Raw genomic sequence first — 24,075 nt, 5'->3', positions numbered from 1 at the left:
TTCTTTGCGTGTATATTTATCTTCTACTTTTTCAGATTCTTATTCGTTGCTGATGATCAAGAGGTCATTCCTGAGTCTCGTTCTTGAAATCCTTTTTATCAAAATTGACGGGTCTACAAATTCAGTGAGCGGTGAGGGAAAATTTCTTTTCAAGGATCATACGCGCGGTTCTGACCCTGGTCTTTACCGTTCCGATGGGTTGGGCAGTTGCCACGGAAATCTCACGATATTTATAGCCTGCATTGTACATCGTTATCGCCTGCCTGACGTGATAAGGAAAGCTGTTGATCACCTGGTGAAGGTCATCAGAGATGAATTTTGAGAAGACAGTGCTTACCGAACAGCTGTTCTTGAAGGCTATTTCAATCTGCGTATGGTGTTCCATCACTCTGGAAGTTTTGTTGACCCTGTTAATAAAGGTGTTTCTCATGATGGTATACAACCATTTGCGGATATCGGTGTCCATACTAAACTTCTCATAGAAGCGCAATGCCTTGAGTAGGGTATTCTGAACCAGATCTTCCATTTCATCTTTCTCATTTACAAAGTGCTTGGCCATGCTTTTTAAGACTTTGACTTCTGCAAGCAGCAGTTCTTCAAAAGATTTACGTTCGGTAAAAGAAGTTATCAGCTTTTCCATGTTTTTCATTTTAATGCCAAAATCCAAAAACCGTTATATTTATGCGATGATTTCCCTCATGCGCTTCAATGATGTGGGTGAGGGAAACAGAAGCCGGCGGTTCAGGGATTATCCTACCGTAAAACCCGGCTTAAATTAATTTTCTGTTCAGGAAATCTTTACATGCTTTTTCACTGAAGACAGCTTGCCGGTTTTCCTGAGTGTAAGAGAGAGAATACCATCTCTGTATTTGGCGCTTATATGTTCGGGAGAAACATTTTCAGGAAGGCTGAACGCCCCGCAGAAAGAAGAGCGCGAGAATTCTCGTCTCAGATAATTTTCCTCATCGCCCGCTTCATGTTCGGCAAGGATATTGAGTATCCCATTCTCAACATTTACAGAGAAGTCTTTTTTTCGAAACCCGGGCGCGAGCACCTCGATTTTGAATTTGGTATCCCTTTCTATAACATTTACAGCCTTCTTTGGCTCATTAGGCTCATCAAAGAATTCAGGATCCCAAAAATCCTGTACCATGGAGCCTATCTCTTTTTTGTTTAAATTTTCTGTGACTGACATAACTTTTTTTATATAAAGTTAACCTGCCTGAAACAAGGTTTAATTGATATCCGTCATGATCTGCTATGAGTTTGCTCATCGGCCGTGATGCTGCCTGTAGATTTTCGGTAAGGGCAATTTAAATGGAGGCCCGTTTTAGGATCATTGAAGGAAGTGATTAAAATCATTACATTATCGGGATAAACTTCTGAAATTGATGTTAATCTGGGGCAATTAAACGAGTGAAAGAAGTTGCGTTAAAGACCAGGAAAAAAAAATGAAAAAAATTTTGGTAACCACTGATTTATCTGATAATTCAAAATCAGCTGTTCGTATGGCACTGCGTTTGGCCAAAACTAAAGATTGTGCCTTAAGTGTGGTGCAAGTAAATCATATACCTAAACCTTTTAACTGGACACAGGGGGCTTATACCACGTTTTTAAAAAAAAGCATGGATAAGCTCACCGGGGAACTCAGTAACTTTGTTTCCGCAATCTGCCATTCCATCAATCTGGAACCTTTCAGGTTTAAATCTGTGGTACTTAATTCAATGGAGGTAGTTGATGCTGTATGTGATTATGCCATGAAAGAGAAATTCGATTATTTGCTGATTGCTACACGTGGAGCGGGCATGGTAAAAAAACTTTTCGGTACTCATACCAGCAAACTCTTGGCCACTTCCAAAATTCCGGTGATCGTAGTGCCCAGCAGATATCGCCACAGGAAAATAAAAAATATCATATATGCAACAGACCTGCAGGATATTGAGCGCGAGCTGCCGGATCTGGTTGATTTTGCATCTCCCCTGGGCGCAGAAATCCAGATGCTGTATATCAAACTACCATTTGAAGGCATGAGCAGCCCTGAAGAGCTTGAATTAAGAATGAGAGAAAAATATAGTTATCCGATAACGTTCATTCAGGTTAAACGCAACATAGAAAGGTCGGTAATAGAAGATATTCATCACACCATAAACAATAAGCATAACTCTGTTCTAGCACTTTTCTCCCATCACGACCGCTCCGGATTTGACAAACTCCTGTTTCCCTCCAATGCCGAACAGTATTCATTCTATACAAGAATACCGCTATTGGTTTTTACCAAGCATGAATAATTTTAGCGGCATACTGAAAACCTTATTGAGAAGATTTTATTTACCCAGAAAGTTAAAATACGATGTTAGGAGAACTAAACGACAGTTAGATCGAAAACCTTTTGAGCAATCAGGTTGCAGGCAGGATTGTATGCAGTAACAACGGCGTTCCGTATATTGACACGATAAACTATTATTATGACGGAGAGAAAATCATTTCACGTAGTGTAGAGGAGAAAAAAATTTCCGCCCTGCGCAAAAAAAACCTGTGGTATAAGGCTCATATTAACAACACTTTACAATTAGCAAAGTGGATTACATAGGGACATTTTGAGGAGCTTTCAGACATGGAGAAAAAGGGCAATGATATGGAATCATAACAAATGGGTATTCAACCTTCTCAAGTACCCGGTTCGGTTCGCACGCATGGACGGACCAAAAGCGCGGACGATTTGGTTTAACGGTTGTGCGCAACCAGGAGTGAACATTTGCATTGGGCAATCAGCCCGTCTGCTATGCTGGGGATGAACCAACGTGATGTACTTCCCCTGCCATATGCGCCCGCCACAGTCAGCGTTCCTGGACCAAGTCTCTGCACGTAATCAATGGCAGACTGCTTCTCCGGCCCGGATATGCAGGTGTAGATTGCACCCTGGCGATGACATTCTACCAGGGCTTTTATTTTTTCAAAATCCGGAATTTCCGCATTCTGATCGGAACTTGTGACATACAGGACTTCTGTAGATGTATCCTGCCCCGCGGTGAAAAGTGAAAAAAACAATTTGATGGCATATACCGATCCGGGTTTACCGTCGTAGAGAAGTACAACACGGCTGGGATTTTCAATGCTTTCATCAAGGAGCAGTACGGGACATCTGGAATCTGAAAGCAATTGTCTGGTAAAGGTTGAAGGCAGCTGTGTCCCTATGGTGCTGAACGTTTCGTCCTTAGCGATGAGGATAATATCGGCGAAAGTACTTTCCTTTAGCACCTCGTCAATAGTAATACCCTCCGGGTGGCTAATGGAATAACTTATCTTTTCCTTTTTACATCCATCGGCAAACAGCTTTCGTGACCTGGTCCTTTTTTCGGCCTCTTTCATAATGGCATGCCTGATTTTTACTGCGGAAATCCCGTTTTTCCCAAGTAGTTCAGCAAAGTCATACTCGTGATAAAGAAAAGATTCCGGAAAAACACCCACCAGGTGCGCGTCCGATTTCTTACAGTACCCGATAGCGAAGTCCATGGTCGATCCTGCAAAGTCCAATCCATCAAAAACAGCAGCAATTCTTTTCATACCTCTTATATTTTTGATTAAAGATAGACTCCGCAAAAATGAAAAGTAATGACCCCTGTCATGCTCCGGAATGATAATTAGGATAAAAAAACGGAAGATTATTAGCTTTCTTTTGGCACAGGCCATTACGAGGCCCAAAATAAAAAAGCTACTTTTTAAGTGGTCATTTACTGCTCAAAGAAAATATTCACCTTTTTGAAAGTTTTCCGGGAATATTAACAGCGGCATCTTTTGTTCAGAGATGGCGACCTTTAAAGTGTTCTTTTTAAAAATGGAAACGAATACCGGTCTATGGTGTTCAGAAAGGGCAATCCAGCCTGCTTTTAGAATTTTGCTCCATTGCTCCAGCAGGCCAAATACATTACCACCCATTAAATGTCTGTAGGTTAGGTTTTTTCTACCCAAGCGCTTAATCTCCTCAACAAACCTTTGTTCACGCTCTATTTCACCGGGGTGGATGCCCCGCTCGCTTTTCACGTGAACAACTTCTACGGAAAATCCAAGCCGCTCGCCAAGAAAGGAAAGATAGCTGCAGGCATCAAGGTCATTGTTATTAAAATCAGTTGCGAATATAACTTTCTCATTTACTTTTATGCTCTTGCTGCCTGGGGCCTGAATCAACACCGGAACGCTTGAAGCATGAATCACTGCACGCACTGCATCCCCAAAGAGCATATGCGAAAGTACCCCTGACTGCCCTGCCCCCATGATCACAAGAGCAGTATCTTTGCCGATGGTGTATTCTTTTACCACGGTTCCCAGATCCCCTTCAGTCAGCACAGAACTGATCTGGGGACGGCGGGCATTTTCCGGTAGCGATGCGGAAACCTTTTCGATTTTTTCCATCAACTCTTTAAAAGCCTCACGGTGACCATCGTATGCATCGCTGTACCATTTGGCCTGATAGGATCCGGCATCCAATGAGGGAACATAAGGTACACCATTGTACAGGTTTAATACCTGTAGATTGCAGCCTATCTGGCTGCACATATTTACCGCCATTGTGTAAAGCTGCGTATCATCTTTACAGAGATCGGTTAGAAAAAGAATATTTTTCATTGATATTGGATTAATGCGTCTTCTTTGTAAGTAAAACTACCTGCATTGGAACATTAAATAAATGAGCAATATCATTCCCGATAATGATCTTGGGAGTATATTGGGTTCAGATCCTGGGGCGGGGTCCTACGCCGGTTTCACCTGCTTTTCACAGCCTTTTCGATCTCCACTGCGAGAAAAATAACAGTTGATAAGGCTCCGACAATTAAAAACTCTTTCAGGCTTAGCGACTGGGTATGAAAAACAGATTGCAGGAAAGGTAAGTAGGTGATGAGGAACTGAAAGAGTAAAACTGCCATTACCGATGAGATAAGAGGCTTATTCGAAAAAACACCTATCTTAAAGAAAGATTGGTATTCCGAGCGGATGGCAAGTACATGTCCCATCTGGCTCAGGCATAAAACATTGAATACGATGGTTTGCCAATGAAGACCATGACTTATCGCCCATCCCTGTGCTGCCAGGGTGATGGCAGCCATAAGTATCCCGACCCATATCATGTGCAAACCTCTCCCATTCCCAAAAACACTTTCCTGAGCAGGGCGGGGCGGTCTTTTCATAATATTTTTTTCGGCTTTTTCAAAAGAGAGCGAAACTGCGGGCAAACCATCTGAGACCAGATTTATCCATAAAATATGTATGGGTAACAAGGCAATGGGCATGCCTAAAAGCGGCCCCAATAAAAGAACCAATAGCTCGCTGGAGTTTGTGGTCATAAGGTATTTGATAAACTTGAGGATGTTATCATATATTTTTCTGCCCTCACGAACGGCCTTTATGATGGTTGAAAAGTTATCATCCAGCAAGATCATATGGGCTGCCTCTTTAGCAACATCGGTACCTGCGATTCCCATAGCGATGCCTATGTTTGCACTTTTCAAAGAAGGGGCATCATTTACCCCATCGCCTGTCATTGCTACATAATGTCCTTTTTGCTGAAGGGCTTTTACTATCCTCAATTTTTGTTCGGGGGAGACCCGGGCATAAACTTTGATTATTTCTATTTTTTCAAGCAACTGTTCATTGTCCATTTCTGAGAGCTGCTGACCGGTAATGGTAATATCCTTGCTGCAATCGAGAATACCAATGCGCATTGCAATGGTACTTGCTGTAAGCGGATGGTCACCGGTGATCATGACCGGCACGATACCTGCAGCCTTACATTCCCTAACCGCTTCAGATACTTCCTCACGCGGCGGATCTATAATACCCGTCAAACCTAAAAAATGCAGGTCCCTTTCATAAACCGCACTATCGGGATTTTCGGGCAGTGCATTCCAGTAACGGTAAGCAAACCCCAGGATGCGGTCTCCTCTTTTTGCCATAAGATCTACCTGAGCCTGCAACCGCGCCTGATCGATATCCCTACATAGTGGCAATAAAATATCAGGAGCACCTTTGGTGAACGAAATAATCCGCTCACCATCATGATGAAAGGTAGTCATCAGTTTACGATCCGCATCAAAAGCGATTTCCGCTAAGCGTGGCCAAATGCTGCCTTTGATGTTATACTCTGTTGCTACCGACATTAGGGCAACTTCTGTACTATCACCGGTAATGCTGTTATCTTCGGCCAGCAAGGCATCATTGTTGAGCGCAAATGCGTGCAACAATAAATTTATATTATCATTCTCCCTGATAACTGGCAGGGTACCGGGAGGATAATACTGCCCATTTACAAAAATCTCCTCAACATGCATTTTATTTTTGGTTAGCGTACCGGTTTTGTCTGTGCAGATAAAACTTACAGCGCCGAGGGTCTCGACAGCTGGTAATTTTTTGATAAGACAGTTAAACCGTATCATCCTTTTCGCAGCAAGCGCGAGAGAAATAGTAATCACTGCAGTTAATGCTTCAGGAATAGCCGCAACAGCGAGGGAAATACTGGTGAGTACCATCTTAACGATATTTTCACCCCTGAACCATCCTGCAAGAAAGAATACCACACATAAAAACAACACTAGCAGAGAGAGTTTTTTGCCGAAAGCGGCCATTCGCTGTTGTAAAGGAGTTGGGGGTTCATCTTGCTGAAGCATGGCGGCAATGCGGCCAAGTTCAGTTTCCATACCTGTTGCAACCACCACAGCATCTGCACGGCCGTATGAAACAAAAGTGCCTTTGAATGCCATGTTGATCTGATCGCCCAAGGCCAATCCATCCTGACTTAAGGGATGGCTGACCTTATCAACAGATTCGGATTCTCCGGTCAGGGCGGCCTCCTCAATCCTTATGTTTACCGAGGAGACAATGCGCACATCTGCCGGAACTGCACATCCCGCTTCCAGCAGCACAAGATCGCCGGGAACCAACAATGTTGCCGGGAGCCAGACCGGCTTTCCATCTCTTAGCACCTTGGCCTGAGTCAGGGCCATATGCTTTAATGCCAGCATCGCTTTTTCTGCCCGATATTCCTGAAAAAAACCTATCAGGGCATTAAAGAGCACAATTACCAGAATAACGATTGTATCTGTGAGATCCCCTATAATTCCGGAAATAATAGCGGCCACAAGTAAGACCAATATCATTACATCTTTGAACTGAGCGAGCAAAATTCTCCAGGCACCATTTTTTTTTCCTGCTGAAAGCTCATTTAGCCCGAGCAGAGATAATTTTTCTTCTGCGTTAGCTGAACTTAGTCCCTTTTTTCCTGTGCCCAATAATTCAAACGTTTCTTCTATGCCCAATCGGTACCAGTTCATATTCTCTGTTTAATTTTCAGTATTTAAATCGGTTTGAAGCATTTCCTTGGATGAGCCCAGGGATTTTAAAAGGTCTTGTACTTTTTTTCCTTATATACGGGAGCTGGTTATTGATTTACCCAGGCCGTGTATTGGAAAAACCGAATAATTTCCTGTCTATAAAACTCATTTTCCATATTTTAACACCATTGCCAGCTGCCCGGCATGATAGGCTGTATGTGATGCGATCCGTCCTAAAGTCTCCGCCCTGGTTTTTATTCCAAACTCCGCTGTTGTAACGGATTGTTCCCAATAGTCCGTAACCTGAATTTCGATTATTTCTTTTAGGCTTTCAAAAGCATAGCCAAGAAAGTCCTTCAAGGCATTAAGGTTATTCCATTCATCCGTATCATGTTTAGCGATCAGGGTCGCGGCGTGCACGGTTATCCCTGGGGCTTTAAATACATTCTTTGCAAACAAAAGTTCTACTTCAGCAATGTGGCGTAACAAGAAACCCACGGAATTTGGCGATGGGGACAATGTTTTTTTTAGATCTTCGGTGCATAGTTCTGCTAACTGATCGGTTAACCAGGCCCTGGCCTCCTGCCAGAGTTCAAGAAGTAGTTGCGAGTGGGTTTTCAAATTATCTGCTTTTTTATCAGTACTTTACTATTTTCTGAGTTTACGCGCCGGATGTTTAATATTCCACTGATTAGGTCATCCGGATAATGCAAATACTATCAGACTCCATTATCTATCAAAAGCCGATAAAGGAATCCGAGGCATTCAGGGCCTGATATATTTTTCCATCCATTGCTGACTTTCATTCAAATTTAAATCCTGCGAGGCTGATAAGCCATGATTGATGTCATCGCTGTGGATGATCCGGGTTAATAACATTTGCAACCTGTTTTTAAACCCAATAATTAGCGAAGAAAAATCTCAGGAACAAAATCTAAAATTCCCGATTAGGCTAAAAAACATATGAAAAGACAAACCGTACCTTTATTTTCTTATCATACGAAAAACATTTAGATCATAAACACTCATGATGCAATCGTTCTTTCATTCTAAATCCGTTTCGATATTGTGTACATGAAACAGATCAGCATTAAGCATATTTCCAATGTTCACAGTGATGCGCTAAGGTCGCTTGCGTTATACAGTAAAGAGCTAAAAATTTTTCCAGAAACGCCTAGAAGAAATCAGATCAGCAAATACAGATCTTGGAAGTCTCTAATCAGGCAGAGCATTTTCAAAACCTAATTATTATCCACAGGGAACAGATCAGCGGGATCAGAAGTTTACTTCAGCACAACCTACATACCATTTCAGGTGAAGTCAGATCAAATTCAGGTTTTTTGGATGAATCACTTATGTCTGAAAATTACCAGTTGAATGAACAGTTTATAACTGAAGAAAAGCTTTTCAGGTAAATGAAGATTGAATTATCAGTTTACAGCTAAATGGATGTAAGCCACTTAAATGGAGAGTCTGACCATGCCAGGCAAATATCTGAGCTTTAGTCATACTGAAACTTAAGAAGACAATCCTTTCAAATAACTATAAAACCTGAAGGAAAAACTTATCGATATCGGAAGGCCGGATCAATTTGTAAAATTATTGACCCAACGTTAAACGATAACATACTGAAAATAAACAAAAAGGGCTGCTTTTTAACGAGCAACCCTTTAAGGTTTTGGGCTTGAGCCCGGTTAGTACCCGGAGCCGGAGTCGAACCGGCACGGTTTCCCACAGGTGTTTGAGACCAGCGCGTCTACCAATTCCGCCATCCGGGCATTCGTGTTGGACGGGGTTGCAAATGTAGAAATTGAAAGTTAAAATCCAAAAAATATTTTCAATTAATCTATAACTATTTTACTTTATGCCGTTTACATTTTCCGGCCGTTCGTCTTTCAGCTTACGATCTACAATAAAAGGGGCAAACGGCAACAAGGAGGCCAAAAAAATTAGGGTTCCTTTACCAAACTTCCATTTTTGCTCCTGCCAGGCCAAAATCAGGCAGGCAATGTAGGCTATAAATAAAATACCGTGCATCCAGCCCGTATATTTAACTACTTCTTTATAATGAAGAAGATATTTGATCGGCATGGCTACAAATAATAAAAGCAGGTATGATATTCCTTCTGCCACGGCTACTTTGCGAAAAATAGAAAGGGAGCTGTTCATTGATCTGATTGTTTGTTCCGAAAATAAAACAAAGCTTTTGTCTAACAAAAAGTAAAAAATGATTTTACAATAGAGTGTTTCATGAGGTTGAGGGTTTTAAGGCAGAAGGTTTAGGGTTTAGACGATCACCTTTCCGAAACTCGGTTGAGTATCAATTCTATATTAACCACAACGATCAAAGAGTTAAAGCAAAAACACCAAGCGCATTTTCCTGTTATTACACCAAATCTTCGGAAATCGCACCCCAGACCCCGGACTTTCAGACCACCCCCATCTTTTACCACCGAGCACATTAAGTGAAGGCGCAGAGAACACTGGGCCCGTCATCCGGCTATTACAACATATCTTCGGACTTCGGACCCCAGACCCCGGACTTCTCAGACCAATCCAATCTTTTACCACCGAGCACACTAAGTGAAGGCACAGAGAACACTGAGCGCTTCATCTGGCTATTACAACACATCTTCGGACTTCCGTCCTCCGACCCCGGACTTTTCAGACCAATCCAATCTTTCTACCACCGAGCACACTATGTGAAAGCGCCGAGAACACCAAGCCCGTCAACTGACTATTACAACATATCTTCGGACTTCGGACCCCAGACCCCCGACTTTTCACTCATCTGTTAAGCCAATTTCTCCCTGATCCTGTCAATGTATTTTTGCCGGTAGAAATTATCTTTGATAGCAGGCAATAGCGCATCAGCTTCTTTTGGATTGCTGTCGAACTGCTCCGTCAGCTCCTGTAGCTCATTACTTAAATCTTTTTCTATCGTCTCAACATCAAGTTTTACCTTCGTGCGCTTGTCTGTATCCGGCTCAAATTCCAAATCCATTAAAGCCTCATTAATATCCATCATTTCCATTAGAAAAGATTGCGGCAGTTGATAGGATTCATCAGCTGCTACGATACCCTTCAATTCCAATACGTACTTTAAGCGTTTCTTAGCATTGCTGAGCGTTTGATAAGCCTTATTATTCAATGTAGATAATTCCAGTACTTCCTGCTGCTTTTCTTCGCTTTCATTGGCATAAAAATCAGGATGAAACTGTTTGCTCAAAGCATAAAACTTTGCTTTTACTATATTTTGATCTGGAAAAAATTGAATTGGTAATTCGTAAAAATCGAAATAATTAATACCTGATGCTGCTACACTCATGATGTATGTTAAATTAAAAAGCCGCAGATGTACAGATCAACTAAAAGACCTGCGCATCTGCGGCAATAATATAAATTTGCTTTTACTTACCGAAAGATTTTAAAATATCATTACCGAAGGCAAATACCATTAGACAGATCAGGATAACGAAACCCACAATCTGAGCCCTTTCAAGCACCTTTTCGCTTACAGGCTTACGCTGTACCATTTCGATCAAAAGAAACACTACATGACCACCATCCAAGCCTGGGATAGGCAGTAAATTCATAAATGCCAGCGCCATGGAGATCAATCCTGTCAGTGTCCAGAATTTAACCCAGTCGAAAGTGCTGCCATATACTTTTGCAATACCGATCGGACTGCTGATGTTACGTGCACTCAATTTACCGGTAATCATTTTTCCGATACCTTTAGCATTGTCTACAAACGTACTCCAGGCCATGTTAGCGCCTACCGGAAGCGATTCTATAAAGCCAAAATCTACATGTGCAGTTTCAGGCATTTTCAGGTTAGGAATAATTCCGATCGTACCCTCTTTACTTACTTTAAGATTGAAAGTGATTTCTTTTCCTTTGCGCAAGGCTTTAACCGTAATGGGTTTTAACTTATTCGCAGAAACTTCTTCTTTAAACTGATCAAAAAAAGTGATTGGTTTTCCATTCACAGCTAAAATACTATCACCTGGTTTAATACCAGCAGTATATGCCGGATATACAGGCTTCTCGAATTTTTTCCCAAATAAATTATCAAAAAATGATGGCTTATCTGCTTTCTCATCAGGTGCACTTACCTTTTCCACACGCTCCATGGTATACCTTGGAGCGATAAAATTTTCTTTATCATTTTTAGATATTTTATTTAGAATGGTATCCGGCACGGAGATATAAAGGGTTTTATTATCTCTCAAAATAGTTAATTGTGCCCCATCAAACAATACCTTGCTTGATATCGCGTCTTCAAAGCGGATGAGTTTATTGCCATTGATGGCTAAAATCTTATCTCCGTTTTTCAGACCGATTTCCTTACCAATTGTGCCTACAGAAATACCATCATTGAGTTTACTGTTGACCGTATAATTTTGCCCGATGTTGAAGGTTAGCATCCAAAAGATAAAAATACCTACAATTACGTTTACGATAATTCCCCCAAGCATTACGATTAAACGCTGCCAGGCTGGTTTAGAACGAAACTCCCAAGGTTGTGCAGGCTGCGCCATCTGTTCGGTATCCATACTCTCATCAATCATCCCGGCAATCTTCACATATCCGCCAAGTGGCAACCACCCCACCCCATATTCAACATCACCTTTTTTGAAACTGAAAAGTTTAAAACCCCACGCATCAAAAAATAAATAAAACTTTTCTACTTTAATACCAAATGCTCTGGCTGCCAAGAAATGTCCTAATTCGTGTAATATTACCAATAAAGACAATCCAAGCAGCAGTTGCCCCGCCATAATCAATCCGTTCATATTCGCTTATAAAATTTTTATGTTAGATGTTAAACCTTACTTTTTGTTACTAATCTGCCGGCTAAGATACGGCTATGTTTGTCAGTTTCTAAAAAATCGTTCAATTGTGGTTTCTCTATAAAACCGATTTCTTCCATACACTGTTCAATTACATCACTCATCTGGAGGAAACCGATTTTATCTTCCAAAAATGCCGCGACCACAATTTCGTTCGCCGCATTTAAAATACAGGGCATGTTCCCTCCCTTTCTTAAGGAAGCAAATGCCAGGTTCAGATTCCTGAATGTTTCCATATCTGCCTTTTCAAAGCTGAAAGTCGGATAATCTAAGAAATTAAAACGCTTAAAATTGTTTTTTAGCCTATCGGGATAATTTAATGCGTACTGGATCGGCAGTTTCATATCAGGGACGCCCATCTGGGCTTTCATAGAACCATCGGTAAACTGAACGATGGAGTGAATGATTGATTGAGGATGAACAATTACATCAACTTGATCTACCTCGAGATTAAACAGCCATTTAGCTTCAATTACCTCCAGACCTTTGTTCATCAACGATGCAGAATCGATCGTAATTTTTGCACCCATTACCCAGTTGGGATGTTTTAAGGCCTGCTCTTTTTTTACAGTGGATAAAAAACCCTTTGTTTTACCTAAAAATGGCCCTCCAGATGCGGTTAAATAAATCTTCTCGATTTCATTTTGTTCCTCCCCCGCCAAACATTGAAATATGGCCGAATGCTCCGAATCAACCGGTAAAATTTTAACCTGGTGTTCAGCTGCGAGTTGGGTAATCAGTTCGCCTGCAACCACCAGGGTTTCCTTATTCGCTAGCGCGATATTTTTTCCCGCTGTTATAGCTGCGATAGTAGGTTTAAGCCCTACCGACCCCATCAATGCCGTAAGTACAACATCGCTATCCGGATAAGCCGCAACTTCGGACAAAGCGGCTTCGCCTGCCAAAACTATTATATTAAGGCCATGCAAAGCCTCTTTAACTTCGTTGTATTTGCTTTCATCACAAATTACAACAACTGCAGGCTTAAATTCCTTTGCTTGCTGAATGAGTAATAAAGAATTCTTCAGTGCTGATAACACCGCTACTTTAAAAACTCCAGGATGATCCCTGACCACTTCCAAAGCTTGTGTACCTATGCTCCCTGTAGAACCTAATATGGTTATTCTTTTCAAATCTTTTTAATATCGTTACAGTTGCCATAGTTCGTGTCCTCACGAACCATTATAGTTTCGTTTCTTGAGAACACGAACCGCGGCGATCAGTTATTCTTTTCAAATTATTAATACCGTTTTGCTTAAATCAATTAAGCTTTATTTTATTCTGCCATGGTTTGTGTCCTCACAAACCATTATAATTTCGTTTCGTAAGGGCGCGAACTGAAACTTTAAATCCGTGTAAACAGATTTGGCTTCGCTGAACCTTCGGGTTCTCCACTGCGTTGCATTGCATTCGAAATGACAATCTATCGTAAGCTATTATTACAAAAAAGATTGCTTCGTCATTCCTCCTCACAATGACGGATTCTTTAAACAATATACCGCTCCAACCCTTTCGCCAACTTCCTGTCATTACTCAACCGCGGTACTTTATTTTGTCCGCCTAATTTTCCCTCACTTTTCATATAGTTTACAAAGGCATCTTTTTGCAAAGTACGTATAATCAACGGCTGCAATATATTTCCTTCAATGAGGTCAAAGTAATAAATATTTTTCTTTTGCAAAGCCTCATCCACCTTTTTGCTAAAGGAAGCGAGATCTTTTGGTGCAGATGAAAATTCCACAAACCATTCGTGATAAGGCAATTGCCCTGCTTCCGGATTAACCTGTGGCGCTACTGTAAATTCTGTAATTTCTACCTGCTCTTCATTAGCTACGCTTAAAATAGCCTGTTCTACCTCTTCTCCTATTACATGTTCGCCAAAAGCAGAAATAAAATGTTTAATCCGCCCTGTTACCACAATTTTGTAAGGGTTTTTAGAAACAAACTTAACGGTGTCACCAATACTGTAGCCCCATAATCCTGCATTGGTATTTAAAATTAATGCATAATTGGTATCCAGTTCAACTTCACCAAGCGATAACCGTGTTGGATGATCATTATAATATTCATCAGTTGGTACAAATTCGTAAAAAATACCAGCATCAGCCAATAACAATAAACCTTTATCTTTCTGCGAATCCTGATAAGCGATGAATCCTTCTGAAGCCGGATAGGTTTCGATGGCATCAATTTTCCTACCGATACTCTGCTCAATTTTTGCCCGGTAAGGTTCAAAATTTACACCACCATAAATAAAGAGACTAAAATTCCTGAATATTTCGGAAATTTTCTTTCCTCCGGATTTTTCCGAAAGCTTATCGAAATACATCTGTACCCAGGGCGGAATGCCTGAAATCAAAGTCATGTTCTCATTGATGGTTTCCTCCACAATGGCATCTACCTTTTGTTCCCAATCGTCAATGATATTGGTTTCATAAGAAGGCAACCGGTTCTTTTGCAGATAAGCTGGTACGTGGTGGGCCACAATGCCAGATAAACGACCTACATTAATTCCATTTTTTACATTCAACACCGGACTCCCTTGTAAAAAGATCATCTTTCCGTTTACAAAATCAGCCTTTCCCGTTTCGTTGATATAAGTTAAAATGGCATTTCGCGCAGCTTTGATATGCTCAGGCATCGATTCTTTAGATAGCGGGATATATTTGACACCTGATGTAGTACCTGATGTTTTAGCAAAATAAAGTGGTTTACCTTTCCAAAGCACATCAGCCTCTCCGGCCACAACACGGTCTACATAAGGCTTTAAACCTTCATAATCATGAATCGGCACATGTTTTTTAAAGTCAGCATAGGTTTTGATATCATTAAAATGATGATCTTTCCCGAAAGCTGTATTTTCGGCGGCTTTAACCAGCCGCTTTAATATATCATTTTGAGCATTAACGGCATTATATTTCCATTTGTTGATCTGCCAGACTGCAAATGCCGCAAAGGGTTTACTTAACGCTGCTTTAAGCCCCCAGCCCCCTGAAGAGGATTTTTCCCTTCTACCGTTATTTTCTTTTTCCATAAATTTAATCTGATTTTAACTCCCCTTCAGGGGCTGGGGATTAAACTATATTATGTAAAATATCAGGATGCTGATCGCCTTTATACTCACTTGAAATTTTACGGTATGCAACGGTTAAAGCCACACTTGATAATGGAACAATAATGAATGAACTTAAAATATTTACAATAAAGGCGATTAAAGGCCATTGCAGGTAATTTAATAACAGGTAAATTAAATATCCACCACCCAAAACAACCAATAGCAGTAATATCTTAGTGAAATTTCCTTTGGTGGTAGCCAAACTTAATTTGATCGAATCAAATGGTGTTGCACCTTTATCGATAATAAAAAACGGAAAAAATGAAATCCTTAACCAGGTGATGAAAATGGCAATGATCCCTACCGAGATGGCTACATTTTTAACGATCGATAAATTAATCCCGGTATAAATAAATGGAAAAGCGACCAGAATGACAACCAGATAAACACCAAGGATACAGCCTACAAAATAAAGGGTAGCGATCAGAAACCTGATAATCTGCTGTCTGGTTGGGAGTGTATCAACAATCTTCACATCGTTTTCCTCATCATCCATTAAATGAAAGATATACTTAAACAATGAGAGATTGATAGTAAAATAAAGCAGAACGAAAATAATCACCATGATCACGCTTAAAGCTTTGCTCACATCCTTAATAAAAAAGGCCATTAAACTTGATGCACTGGCGGTAATAAACATCAAAAAACATAATGTAGCAATTGAGAAATAGTGTTTTCTGGTGATGCCCCATGCTTTTTGCATCACATCATTAACGGCAAAAGTACTTTCTTTTAAATAATTGATCATGTTATTTGAATACCACACGTTTAAATAAATCCTGTATAAACCCTAAACCATAAGCAGTTAATTGGATAAATGAGGATATAATGCTCAAAAATGCAACTTTTAACGATTTATTTACAGACCATGAATGAAAAAATATCAACATAAAGTAAACCAATAAGAAGAAGTTACAAACATATGCCAATGGAGGATATATAAAGTTACACAAAATAGTGAAACCAAACCCCAATGTAAAAAAGGCAGGAAAAAAATGAACGAGCTTTAACTCTTTTGGAAAATGTTTATATATATTAATCCTGGCCCTGCCAAAAAAATGCAGTTGTTTATAAAACTGGCTAAAGCTGGTGCGGCGCTTATGATAAACCTTTGCATCGGGAATCAAACCAATCTTAAAACCTTTCTCGTGTATGCGGATACTGTATTCAATATCTTCGCCTAAACGCGTTAAAATAAACCCGCCTACTTTTTCCCAGGCCTGGCGCGAAACGCCCATGTTAAAACTGCGGGGATGGAACTGCCCTACATGTTGTTTGTTTCCACGGATGCCACCAGTGGTGAAAGGCGATGTCATGGCATAACTGATTGCTTTCTGTACAGGTGTAAAACTATCATGCGCTGCATCCGGGCCACCATAGGCGTCTAAATGATGTTCGTACAGATAATTTTTAACAATCTCTAAGTAATTGGCCGGAACCAGAATGTCAGAGTCAAAAATAACAAAGTAATCGCCTTTAGCTCTTTCAAAGCCAAAATTACGGGCAAAACCCTGTCCGGCATTCTCCTTGAAATAGTATTTAACATCCAGTCGATCTGCATAAGAAGCAACGATTTCCTTCGCATCGTTTTTAGAGCCATCCTCAATTACCAAAACCTCAAACTGTAAATAAGTCTGTTTAGTTAAAGTGTATAAAAGTTCGTCAATTTCCTGTGGACGATTATAAAGGGGAATGATAATGGAGAAAAACATGTTTATAGAGGTAAAGGGTAGAAGGTTGAAGGTTTAGGGCTTAGGGCGTATAAAAAACCTTACGCCTTAGACCTTTCGCCTTATACCTTCTTTTCTATCAAATACTGGTTTCTTTCTGGAGCGTTACGGGTTACCAGTTCGGCCACAAAACCTGTCAAAAACATTTGCGAGCCTACAATAATAGCCACCAACGCAATATAAAATAACGGTTGGTCAGTAATTTCTCTTTTGTAAGGAATATGTGCAGCAAGGTGATAGAGTTTTTCACCGATCATCCATAGTGCCATAAAAGTACCAATAAGAAAACTCAACACCCCTAACGACCCAAAAAAGTGCATTGGGCGCTTGCCGAATTTACCCACAAAGAAAATAGAAAGTAAATCTAAGAAGCCGTTTATAAACCTGCTGAAACCAAATTTGGTTGTGCCATATTTACGTGCACGGTGTTCAACCACCTGCTCTGCTATTTTGCTAAATCCCGCCCATTTGGCAATAACGGGGATATAACGGTGCATTTCACCATAAACTTCGATAGTTTTAATTACATCACTCCGGTAAGCCTTTAAGCCACAGTTAAAATCGTTCAGTTCGATACCGCTCATTTTACGGGTAGCCGCGTTAAAGAGTTTCGTGGGAATGGTTTTCGTAATCGGATCGTAGCGTTTCTTTTTCCAGCCTGAAATCAGGTCCAGTTTTTCTTCTTTAATACGTCGGTACAACTCCGGAATTTCATCAGGACTATCCTGCAGGTCTGCATCCATGGTAATCACCACATCACCCTGTGTAGCTTCGAAACCAACATTTAAAGCGGCAGATTTACCGTAATTACGCCTAAATTTAATGCCTTTTATGGCAGGATTTTGAAGTCTCAAATCTTCAATTACAGCCCAGGATCTATCGGTGCTACCATCATCAACAAGTATAATTTCATAACTGAAATTATTGGCGATCATCACTTTATCAATCCAGGCCGTTAATTCCGGCAAGGATTCATCTTCATTAAACAAGGGTACTACAACTGATATATCCATTTTTAAGCATAAACCTCACAGGTTTAATTCGTTTTTTATGTTGTTTTCAACAGTCTCATTGAGGGCTACGCCGTTTAGAAACCTGCGAGGTTTGTTAAATTAAAACGTGCAAATTTCATCAAATTAATTGACAAAACCTGCACGTTGAATTTTTTTGATTTGATTATAATTTAATGTCTTTGGCTTTTACTTTTATAATTTTTCCCTGATCGGAAAAAACCAAAACGCCATCGTTTTTCGCTTTATACGCGATCAATTTTTTGAAAGTTAATTCCATACCTTCACTTATTTTTCTATGTAATAATTGAAGCGTGATCTGCTTATCATCCATGATTTTTAACATAATTTTATCCAACTTTCTTTTTCAAAGATAGTGATTTCAAATTTATTACCCTCCGCTATAAACTGAAGCGATTTTTTCGAATTATTTAGTACAAACCAAAAATCAACAGTTTTGATAAACTGCTGTAAATTTTGTATTCCTTTATTATACCTTCTTCTGATTACATCTTCAGGGATATCATGTCCACCTTCAGACACCCTCATTTTAACCCTTTCAATAGCAAGTTCTACATCATTTAGCCAGAAAAATAAAAGCGTTACCTGATAACCTAAAGCCTTTGCTTTTTTAATTGTATTTAAGTAAGATTTAGTAGTGAGCGTAGTTTCAATAGCAAAATCTGCTTTTTGCAATAGCAGCTCATCAATCCGGTTCAGCATAATTTTTCCTGCCTGAATGGCTACGCTTTCAGGCTTAAACGGAGATATTCCACGGGCGATTTCATCGGCATTCACAAATTCCCTACAATCAAGAATTTCAGGGAGGACAGTAAATGATGCCGTTGTTTTACCAGCTCCATTACAACCCGAAATAATATATAAATGATGCATTACCAGTAGCTAGTTAAACTAAAAAGTGCAGATTTCATCAAAATAATGATAAAACCTGCACTTTCAAAATTTTAGAGAAGAAATTAGTCTTCTTTTGGAAACGAGTTAAAGGTAACTGGTTCTTTTCTTTTCAAAATAGCGGCAAGTATGAGCGAAAGCACACCATATAAGGCAAGTGAAACGCCAAAACTGGTAAATATATTTTTAAAGGTAGGCTCAAGTTTTTCCTGCATATTGCCGGCTTTGGCCATCGCTTCATCAATTTGTTCACTGGCCATTCCAAATTTTTCCATCATCGCTCTTTGCGCAGTTTCAATCGCATCTGCAGCCTTCGCCGGAAGATCTGGATCAATAAATTTCATGAGTACTACGTTGTAAAGTGTAGCCGTTAATGCCAAAATTAACGAAACAATCAAAAAAGCTTTGAAAGCTTCTCCAAATGTCCAAAAACCACCAATTTCTTTACGAATGTTAATCCCTACTACTACCAATAAGACGATAAATAAAACAAATATTAATATTTGCGCCATAAAACTGGTGTAAATTAAAACGGGATCGATAAAATGCAGGGTTAGTGATAATACGATTGAAACCGCAGCCAACATTAATCCATTTTTTAAAGCTAATTTGGAAATAAGAGCACTCTTGTCCATTTTTTTTAATTTTTTAGTTATTGATTGTTGTGATCAATGTATAAGATGCAGCGTCGAAAGCTTTGTTACGGCTAAACTGAATTAATTCTTTTTCAGTTTCCTTACTGCCTTCAACATCCAGGAAGAAAACCATAAAAGGCACGAACAATTCCTGCATTTCTTCGCTGATATTTAATTTTGCAGCCGTTTTACAGATCTCTTCTACACTGCTCTCGGCCAGTTGCTGGTTGCTGATCAGCTCTTCGTAAATCTCAAACTCATCCTGAAATTCATCGTCTTCTACCAACAAAAATTCTTTCAGGAAATCACCCAGTTCAGGATCCAAATCTTCATCCTTGCACTCTTTAATATATAACAAGAGATTTAAAAGTTCGGTTCCCCTGTCAATGGTTTCCTCTTCAATATTGGCCCATTCATCGCTTTCCAAATAATCATCTTCCAGTTTTTGCACGTCGCTGCTGAAGAAATTTACCATCAGTAAATCGAAAAATACTTCTCTCAGCTCTTCAAATTTTGGATGCGAATCAAAAACAGCATCAAAAGCGGTAGCCTTATCTAAAAAGTTAACATCCAGTTCAAAAGCAGACAATAATTCTGTTTCAAAACCTTCAACATTGATTGCCGAAATCTCAGCATATTTATTAATTGAAGCACTTAATGCTTTTTTTACTCTATTATCCATGATTAAGATTTTAGGATGATAAGATTGTATGACCTGAACAACAAAATTATCATTTCTTGCTTCAGTCTAAGTCCTTATAACCTGTTAATTTACCAATTTTTTTTTACTATATCTTTTGAGAGATCATTAAAAACCTTTTGTCCTCAACTTTCTAACCTTCAACCTTAACTCTCCCAGTATTGATCATTGTTACAAACCAGCTTTACCTTACCCGTAAGCTCGCTACCTAACAGCGGACTATTTGCCGATTTGGAATAATTACTGGCTGCATTATACAGCCATTTTTCGCTTGCATTAAAAACCGTGAAGTTAGCTGACGCCCCTTCTTCAATTACCGGCACTGTTAAATTTAACAATTTGCGCGGATTAATGGCTAATTTTTCGGCAATTAAAGCAATATCCAATCCAGCTTTTAACAACAACGGCAACACCGTTTGTAGGGCCACAATACCGTAATGGGCAATTTCGAACTCTACATTTTTAAATTCTATTTCCTCCGGGCGGTGCTGGGAAGTAATTGCATCAATGGTTCCGTCTTTTAAACCTGCAATTAATGCCTTTACATCAGCTTTTCCACGCAAGGGTGGTTTAACCTTATAATTGCTATCAAAATCGCTTAAAAGTTCTTCTGTAAATACGAGGTGATGTGCCGTTACATCGCATGAAACCTGAACACCATCTTTTTTTGCTTTACGGATTAAAGCAACTGCACCTGCGGTTGAAATATTGCTGATATGGATTTTGGTCTCGTTATAGCCTGCTAAAAAAATATCGCGTGCAATGTGCATTTCCTCGGCCAATGCCGGCAAACCTTTCATCCCCAGCAGCACTGAATTTTTACTTTCGTTGATCTGCGATTTACCTGCAATTGATTTATTTTCGGGATAAACCATTAACAATGCATCAAAACCTTTGGCATATTGTAAGGCTCTGCTCATAAAACCATCATCCTGCAGGGCTTTATCCCCATCAGAGAAGGCTACAGCACCCGCCTGTTGCATATCGAAAAGTTCAGCCAGTTCTTTGGCCTCACGGTTCTGACTAATGGCTCCAACCGGAAAAACATCAACCAGATTATTTTTGGCCTTGTTAACGATATATTCGACCTGAGATTTCGACTGTACAACCGGATTGGTTTGCGGTAACAGGGCCAATCCTGTAAATCCACCGGCTTTCGCCGTTTGTGTTAACGTATCAAGATCTTCCTTCGTTTCAAAGCCCGGATCTCCTGCGGCACAATTTAAATCGAAAAACCCTGGTGTTAAAAAAGCACCCTGAGCATCAAAAACGGTTTCATTTTTATCGGCAGATAATTTACCTATGTTCGTGATCTTACCATTTTCTACTCTTACATCGCATTGTTGACTATTGAATTTACTTTGCGGATCGGCAATGGTTACATTTTTAACCAGGAGATTCATATTGTTTTCTTTGTGTTATTAAAAAATCGGATGAGCAAAATTTCTGCTGCAATAAAAATCAGCGACAAAATTAGACAAAGTTTCCATAAAGTTTGTCCGATTTTATTGCCACCGGCAATTAATTTAACAGCATCCTTATCGGTATCGAATATTTTCAGGTTACTTTTACCGGCTAATTGCTCCAATTCTGTTTTGCTTAGGTAATGTAAATCAGATTCGGTCCGGCCATTGTTAAAACTATAAACAGCAAGCAGCGAATCAGCAAGTTTCAAGTTATAAAAGCCTGCATTTTTAACCTGATCGGCGATATAGATCAATGTTTTTCCATCTACCTGGCGTATCTCAGGTATGGCTTCGAAATGATCGGCCGTAATTTTTAAACTCTGGTTTTTGCCTATCGCAATTCTTTTACTGGCTAATGTATTATCATTACCAATATGATAATAGAGTGGTATTTCATTCCCCCCACTTAGGGCTAAGCGATAAATTAACGGTACAAAAACCGGATGACGTGCCAGATTTCCGTCATTGGCATTCAAACCGGTGGCCGACAAATAAATCTGCCCATTCCCTATTCCATATTTAGCAAAAAAAATTCTTCTACCCGCCAATGACATGATATCTTCTTTATTGGATGTGTTTTTCTCCACAAAAGAATAATAACGCGAAACCGTTGGTAGATCCAGATTTTTAGGAATTTCTTCAAAAACAGTCTTGAAAATTGGATTTTGAAGATCAATCTGATCAACTCTACTTGGGGTAGTATTTAGCCCCTGAATGGTGGGAAGCGACAATACACTTAAAAATGAATTATAAGTTTGGATATCGGCATCCAAATCTGGAAAAAGCACAACTGTACCCCCTGCTTTGAGATAGGTTCTTAGCTGTTGTGCCAGTCCGCTGGAAGGATTTTTCAATCCATTCAATACAATTAAGCCAAAATTGGTAAAATTGCTATAGTTGATGTTGCTTTCTGCATTTTCAGCTAATTTGTAGTATGCGTCAGCCGCAAATAAGGATTTGATATAACTACCCGCAGCAGGTCCGTTAATACTTAAAACCGGGAAACTTTTATCCACTTTAAAGCTGAATGAAAGGGTATCATCAAAGGTTACGGGAAAATCTTTAATACTCACTATACCTTTTTGCCACCCAGCGTTAAGTCCCGAGAAATTCAGGGTATCTTTCACTGTTTTACCCGCAGGAATGGTTACAGAACCCAATCCTTTTTGCTGGTTGTTAATGCTTAGTTTTAAGGGAATATTTTTTGCATCTTCTTCCGAATAATTTTTTAGCTGTACTACTAAACGTTCATTTGCACCTGGCTGATGATTTGGTGAAAGTGTCCAAACGCTATCTACGGCAACATTGGCTAAGGTATTCGCATTCAATTTTAAAAATGAATATTGAATATCGGCTTTGGTTTCGAGTTTTTTGGTGGATAGGATATTTTTTTGAAAATCGGAGATTAAGAAGCTGTATTTATTTTCAGCGCCTGATAAAACATTTTCCTGACGGTTTAAAATCTGCTGGAGATTGCGGCTCGTTGCCGAGATTTTCACCTCATCCAGTGCTTTTAAAAATGCTTCTTCATTTAACAAACGCTGGTGTTTCCCTTCAAAATCGTTTGTTAATAACTGAAACCGGTCGTTCACTCCGAAACCTTTAACCAGTTCTTTTGCCCTACGTTTTGCCTCGTCCAATAAACTGCCGTCTTTATTAACGGCTTCCATACTGTAAGAGTTATCGATGTAAATACTAACTATATTGTTTAATGCCGTAGCTTTTTCGTTGTGAGCAGGAATGTAAGGCTGGGCAAATGCGAGCACTAAAAAGATGATCGCTAAAATCCGCGATGCAAGAATAAGCAGGTTTTTAAGTTTTTCTTTTGATGAATTTTGCTGCTCTACTTCTTTTAAAAGCTGAACATTAGAGAAATAAACCTTTTTAAATTTCCTGAAATTGAATAAATGAATGATAACCGGAATGGCAACCGATAGTAGTGCAAAAAGAAAGCCCGGATAAAGGAAATTCATTAAAAACCAAAGATAGAAAAAATATGGAATTGGGGATAATATTCTGCATTTATTAATAAGTTGCGTCATCTCGACTGGAGCACCGCGGAATGGAGAGATCTAGCAAGATAGATTTAGCTTCGCTGAGCACTTCGTGGTTCTCGACTGCTTTGCACTCCGCTCGAAATGACGGCACTTACGAGAGTTTATGGGTAAACTATCCCTTAAGATGAAGTTTGGTGGGATAAAATGTAATAGCCACTACTTAATCTTACAGTTGGTTAGTTTTTACTGATTGTCAGATTGAATTTGTGAGTATGTTTTTTGCTCTTCTGAGATCGTTAATTTATCTACTACTTTCTCTTGTTTATAGCTCT

Annotated in this window: 22 protein-coding genes and 1 tRNA gene; 2 read left to right on the top strand and 21 right to left on the bottom strand. The window is 39.7% G+C overall.

Going from position 1 to position 24,075, the window contains the following annotated elements; translation table 11 throughout:
* Window positions 1-121 precede the first annotated feature (121 nt).
* Both ACFE6N_RS18925 and ACFE6N_RS18920 read right to left on the bottom strand, forming a co-directional pair.
* Window positions 122-640 carry a sigma-70 family RNA polymerase sigma factor gene (locus tag ACFE6N_RS18925; protein ID WP_378939019.1) on the bottom strand — a complete coding sequence of 173 codons (519 nt, stop codon included), beginning with the start codon at window positions 638-640 and terminating at the stop codon, window positions 122-124.
* Window positions 641-787: 147 nt separating this feature from the next.
* Complete coding sequence (locus ACFE6N_RS18920) at window positions 788-1,195, bottom strand: Hsp20/alpha crystallin family protein (RefSeq protein ID WP_378939017.1); 408 nt, start codon at window positions 1,193-1,195, stop codon at window positions 788-790.
* A 256-nt stretch (window positions 1,196-1,451) separates the two neighbouring features.
* Here ACFE6N_RS18920 and ACFE6N_RS18915 point away from each other — a divergent pair, with 256 nt between their 5' ends.
* Together ACFE6N_RS18915 and ACFE6N_RS18910 are read left to right on the top strand one after the other, a co-directional pair.
* Window positions 1,452-2,288 (top strand): universal stress protein, encoded by an 837-nt coding sequence (locus ACFE6N_RS18915; protein WP_378939015.1) that lies wholly within the window; start codon window positions 1,452-1,454, stop codon window positions 2,286-2,288.
* Window positions 2,289-2,389: 101 nt separating this feature from the next.
* Window positions 2,390-2,590 (top strand): hypothetical protein, encoded by a 201-nt coding sequence (locus ACFE6N_RS18910; protein WP_378939013.1) that lies wholly within the window; start codon window positions 2,390-2,392, stop codon window positions 2,588-2,590.
* A gap of 134 nt (window positions 2,591-2,724) precedes the next feature.
* Here the strand turns inward: ACFE6N_RS18910 and ACFE6N_RS18905 are convergent, their stop codons facing one another.
* The 19 genes from ACFE6N_RS18905 to ACFE6N_RS18815 form a co-directional block, all read right to left on the bottom strand.
* A complete protein-coding gene (locus ACFE6N_RS18905) occupies window positions 2,725-3,564 on the bottom strand; it encodes a universal stress protein (protein WP_378939011.1) in 840 nt (279 codons plus the stop codon).
* Window positions 3,565-3,738: 174 nt separating this feature from the next.
* The gene (locus ACFE6N_RS18900) at window positions 3,739-4,623 is read right to left on the bottom strand and encodes a universal stress protein (protein ID WP_378939009.1); all 885 of its coding nucleotides are present in this window, start codon (window positions 4,621-4,623) and stop codon (window positions 3,739-3,741) included.
* Window positions 4,624-4,760: 137 nt separating this feature from the next.
* Window positions 4,761-7,322, bottom strand: a complete 2,562-nt coding sequence (locus ACFE6N_RS18895; RefSeq protein ID WP_378939007.1) for a cation-translocating P-type ATPase — start codon at window positions 7,320-7,322, stop codon at window positions 4,761-4,763.
* Window positions 7,323-7,487: 165 nt separating this feature from the next.
* Complete coding sequence (locus tag ACFE6N_RS18890) at window positions 7,488-7,943, bottom strand: DinB family protein (RefSeq protein WP_378939005.1); 456 nt, start codon at window positions 7,941-7,943, stop codon at window positions 7,488-7,490.
* A gap of 1,077 nt (window positions 7,944-9,020) precedes the next feature.
* A tRNA-Leu gene (locus tag ACFE6N_RS18885) sits at window positions 9,021-9,100 on the bottom strand.
* Between the two features lie 79 nt (window positions 9,101-9,179).
* Complete coding sequence (locus ACFE6N_RS18880; protein WP_378939003.1) at window positions 9,180-9,491, bottom strand: DUF3817 domain-containing protein; 312 nt, start codon at window positions 9,489-9,491, stop codon at window positions 9,180-9,182.
* Between the two features lie 625 nt (window positions 9,492-10,116).
* Entirely contained in the window at window positions 10,117-10,650 is a 534-nt protein-coding gene (gene hscB, locus ACFE6N_RS18875) for a Fe-S protein assembly co-chaperone HscB (protein WP_378939001.1), read from the bottom strand.
* An 82-nt stretch (window positions 10,651-10,732) separates the two neighbouring features.
* On the bottom strand, window positions 10,733-12,121 hold the full coding sequence (gene rseP / locus ACFE6N_RS18870) for an RIP metalloprotease RseP (RefSeq protein ID WP_378938998.1): 1,389 nt from the start codon (window positions 12,119-12,121) through the stop codon (window positions 10,733-10,735).
* A gap of 29 nt (window positions 12,122-12,150) precedes the next feature.
* Complete coding sequence (locus ACFE6N_RS18865) at window positions 12,151-13,311, bottom strand: 1-deoxy-D-xylulose-5-phosphate reductoisomerase (RefSeq protein WP_378938996.1); 1,161 nt, start codon at window positions 13,309-13,311, stop codon at window positions 12,151-12,153.
* A 353-nt stretch (window positions 13,312-13,664) separates the two neighbouring features.
* Complete coding sequence (locus tag ACFE6N_RS18860) at window positions 13,665-15,212, bottom strand: GH3 auxin-responsive promoter family protein (RefSeq protein WP_378938994.1); 1,548 nt, start codon at window positions 15,210-15,212, stop codon at window positions 13,665-13,667.
* Window positions 15,213-15,252: 40 nt separating this feature from the next.
* Entirely contained in the window at window positions 15,253-16,041 is a 789-nt protein-coding gene (locus tag ACFE6N_RS18855) for a hypothetical protein (RefSeq protein ID WP_090981985.1), read from the bottom strand.
* 1 nt (window position 16,042) lies between these two features.
* Entirely contained in the window at window positions 16,043-17,005 is a 963-nt protein-coding gene (locus ACFE6N_RS18850) for a glycosyltransferase (RefSeq protein ID WP_378938992.1), read from the bottom strand.
* Window positions 17,006-17,085: 80 nt separating this feature from the next.
* Window positions 17,086-18,036, bottom strand: a complete 951-nt coding sequence (locus ACFE6N_RS18845) for a glycosyltransferase family 2 protein (RefSeq protein ID WP_378938990.1) — start codon at window positions 18,034-18,036, stop codon at window positions 17,086-17,088.
* 163 nt (window positions 18,037-18,199) lie between these two features.
* The gene (locus ACFE6N_RS18840; protein WP_378938988.1) at window positions 18,200-18,379 is read right to left on the bottom strand and encodes a hypothetical protein; all 180 of its coding nucleotides are present in this window, start codon (window positions 18,377-18,379) and stop codon (window positions 18,200-18,202) included.
* Window positions 18,373-18,927, bottom strand: a complete 555-nt coding sequence (locus tag ACFE6N_RS18835; RefSeq protein WP_378938985.1) for a zeta toxin family protein — start codon at window positions 18,925-18,927, stop codon at window positions 18,373-18,375. Before ACFE6N_RS18835 ends, ACFE6N_RS18840 begins: the two co-directional genes overlap by 7 nt.
* Window positions 18,928-19,010: 83 nt before the next feature.
* Window positions 19,011-19,580, bottom strand: a complete 570-nt coding sequence (locus ACFE6N_RS18830; protein ID WP_090981976.1) for a DUF4199 domain-containing protein — start codon at window positions 19,578-19,580, stop codon at window positions 19,011-19,013.
* Between the two features lie 13 nt (window positions 19,581-19,593).
* The gene (locus ACFE6N_RS18825; RefSeq protein ID WP_090981974.1) at window positions 19,594-20,262 is read right to left on the bottom strand and encodes a hypothetical protein; all 669 of its coding nucleotides are present in this window, start codon (window positions 20,260-20,262) and stop codon (window positions 19,594-19,596) included.
* A 164-nt stretch (window positions 20,263-20,426) separates the two neighbouring features.
* On the bottom strand, window positions 20,427-21,683 hold the full coding sequence (locus ACFE6N_RS18820; RefSeq protein ID WP_378938982.1) for a dihydroorotase: 1,257 nt from the start codon (window positions 21,681-21,683) through the stop codon (window positions 20,427-20,429).
* Window positions 21,680-23,719 carry a BatA domain-containing protein gene (locus tag ACFE6N_RS18815; protein ID WP_378938980.1) on the bottom strand — a complete coding sequence of 680 codons (2,040 nt, stop codon included), beginning with the start codon at window positions 23,717-23,719 and terminating at the stop codon, window positions 21,680-21,682. Before ACFE6N_RS18815 ends, ACFE6N_RS18820 begins: the two co-directional genes overlap by 4 nt.
* Window positions 23,720-24,075: the final 356 nt, after the last annotated feature.

It is taken from the genome of Pedobacter sp. BG31 (assembly GCF_042464845.1).
In the GTDB taxonomy this organism is placed as follows: Bacteria; Bacteroidota; Bacteroidia; order Sphingobacteriales; family Sphingobacteriaceae; genus Pedobacter; species Pedobacter suwonensis.
This window is presented reverse-complemented; position numbering and strand designations above follow the sequence as displayed.

Excerpts from the sequence above, each read along its gene's own strand:
- ACFE6N_RS18925 (WP_378939019.1), bottom strand. The coding sequence starts at position 640 with ATGGAAAAGCTGATAACTTCTTTTACCGAACGTAAATCTTTTGAAGAA.
- ACFE6N_RS18920 (WP_378939017.1), bottom strand. The coding sequence starts at position 1,195 with ATGTCAGTCACAGAAAATTTAAACAAAAAAGAGATAGGCTCCATGGTA.
- ACFE6N_RS18915 (WP_378939015.1), top strand. The coding sequence starts at position 1,452 with ATGAAAAAAATTTTGGTAACCACTGATTTATCTGATAATTCAAAATCA.
- ACFE6N_RS18905 (WP_378939011.1), bottom strand. The coding sequence starts at position 3,564 with ATGAAAAGAATTGCTGCTGTTTTTGATGGATTGGACTTTGCAGGATCG.
- ACFE6N_RS18900 (WP_378939009.1), bottom strand. The coding sequence starts at position 4,623 with ATGAAAAATATTCTTTTTCTAACCGATCTCTGTAAAGATGATACGCAG.
- ACFE6N_RS18895 (WP_378939007.1), bottom strand. The coding sequence starts at position 7,322 with ATGAACTGGTACCGATTGGGCATAGAAGAAACGTTTGAATTATTGGGC.
- ACFE6N_RS18880 (WP_378939003.1), bottom strand. The coding sequence starts at position 9,491 with ATGAACAGCTCCCTTTCTATTTTTCGCAAAGTAGCCGTGGCAGAAGGA.
- hscB (WP_378939001.1), bottom strand. The coding sequence starts at position 10,650 with ATGAGTGTAGCAGCATCAGGTATTAATTATTTCGATTTTTACGAATTA.
- rseP (WP_378938998.1), bottom strand. The coding sequence starts at position 12,121 with ATGAACGGATTGATTATGGCGGGGCAACTGCTGCTTGGATTGTCTTTA.
- ACFE6N_RS18860 (WP_378938994.1), bottom strand. The coding sequence starts at position 15,212 with ATGGAAAAAGAAAATAACGGTAGAAGGGAAAAATCCTCTTCAGGGGGC.
- ACFE6N_RS18855 (WP_090981985.1), bottom strand. The coding sequence starts at position 16,041 with ATGATCAATTATTTAAAAGAAAGTACTTTTGCCGTTAATGATGTGATG.
- ACFE6N_RS18850 (WP_378938992.1), bottom strand. The coding sequence starts at position 17,005 with ATGTTTTTCTCCATTATCATTCCCCTTTATAATCGTCCACAGGAAATT.
- ACFE6N_RS18845 (WP_378938990.1), bottom strand. The coding sequence starts at position 18,036 with ATGGATATATCAGTTGTAGTACCCTTGTTTAATGAAGATGAATCCTTG.
- ACFE6N_RS18840 (WP_378938988.1), bottom strand. The coding sequence starts at position 18,379 with ATGTTAAAAATCATGGATGATAAGCAGATCACGCTTCAATTATTACAT.
- ACFE6N_RS18835 (WP_378938985.1), bottom strand. The coding sequence starts at position 18,927 with ATGCATCATTTATATATTATTTCGGGTTGTAATGGAGCTGGTAAAACA.
- ACFE6N_RS18830 (WP_090981976.1), bottom strand. The coding sequence starts at position 19,580 with ATGGACAAGAGTGCTCTTATTTCCAAATTAGCTTTAAAAAATGGATTA.
- ACFE6N_RS18825 (WP_090981974.1), bottom strand. The coding sequence starts at position 20,262 with ATGGATAATAGAGTAAAAAAAGCATTAAGTGCTTCAATTAATAAATAT.
- ACFE6N_RS18820 (WP_378938982.1), bottom strand. The coding sequence starts at position 21,683 with ATGAATCTCCTGGTTAAAAATGTAACCATTGCCGATCCGCAAAGTAAA.
- ACFE6N_RS18815 (WP_378938980.1), bottom strand. The coding sequence starts at position 23,719 with ATGAATTTCCTTTATCCGGGCTTTCTTTTTGCACTACTATCGGTTGCC.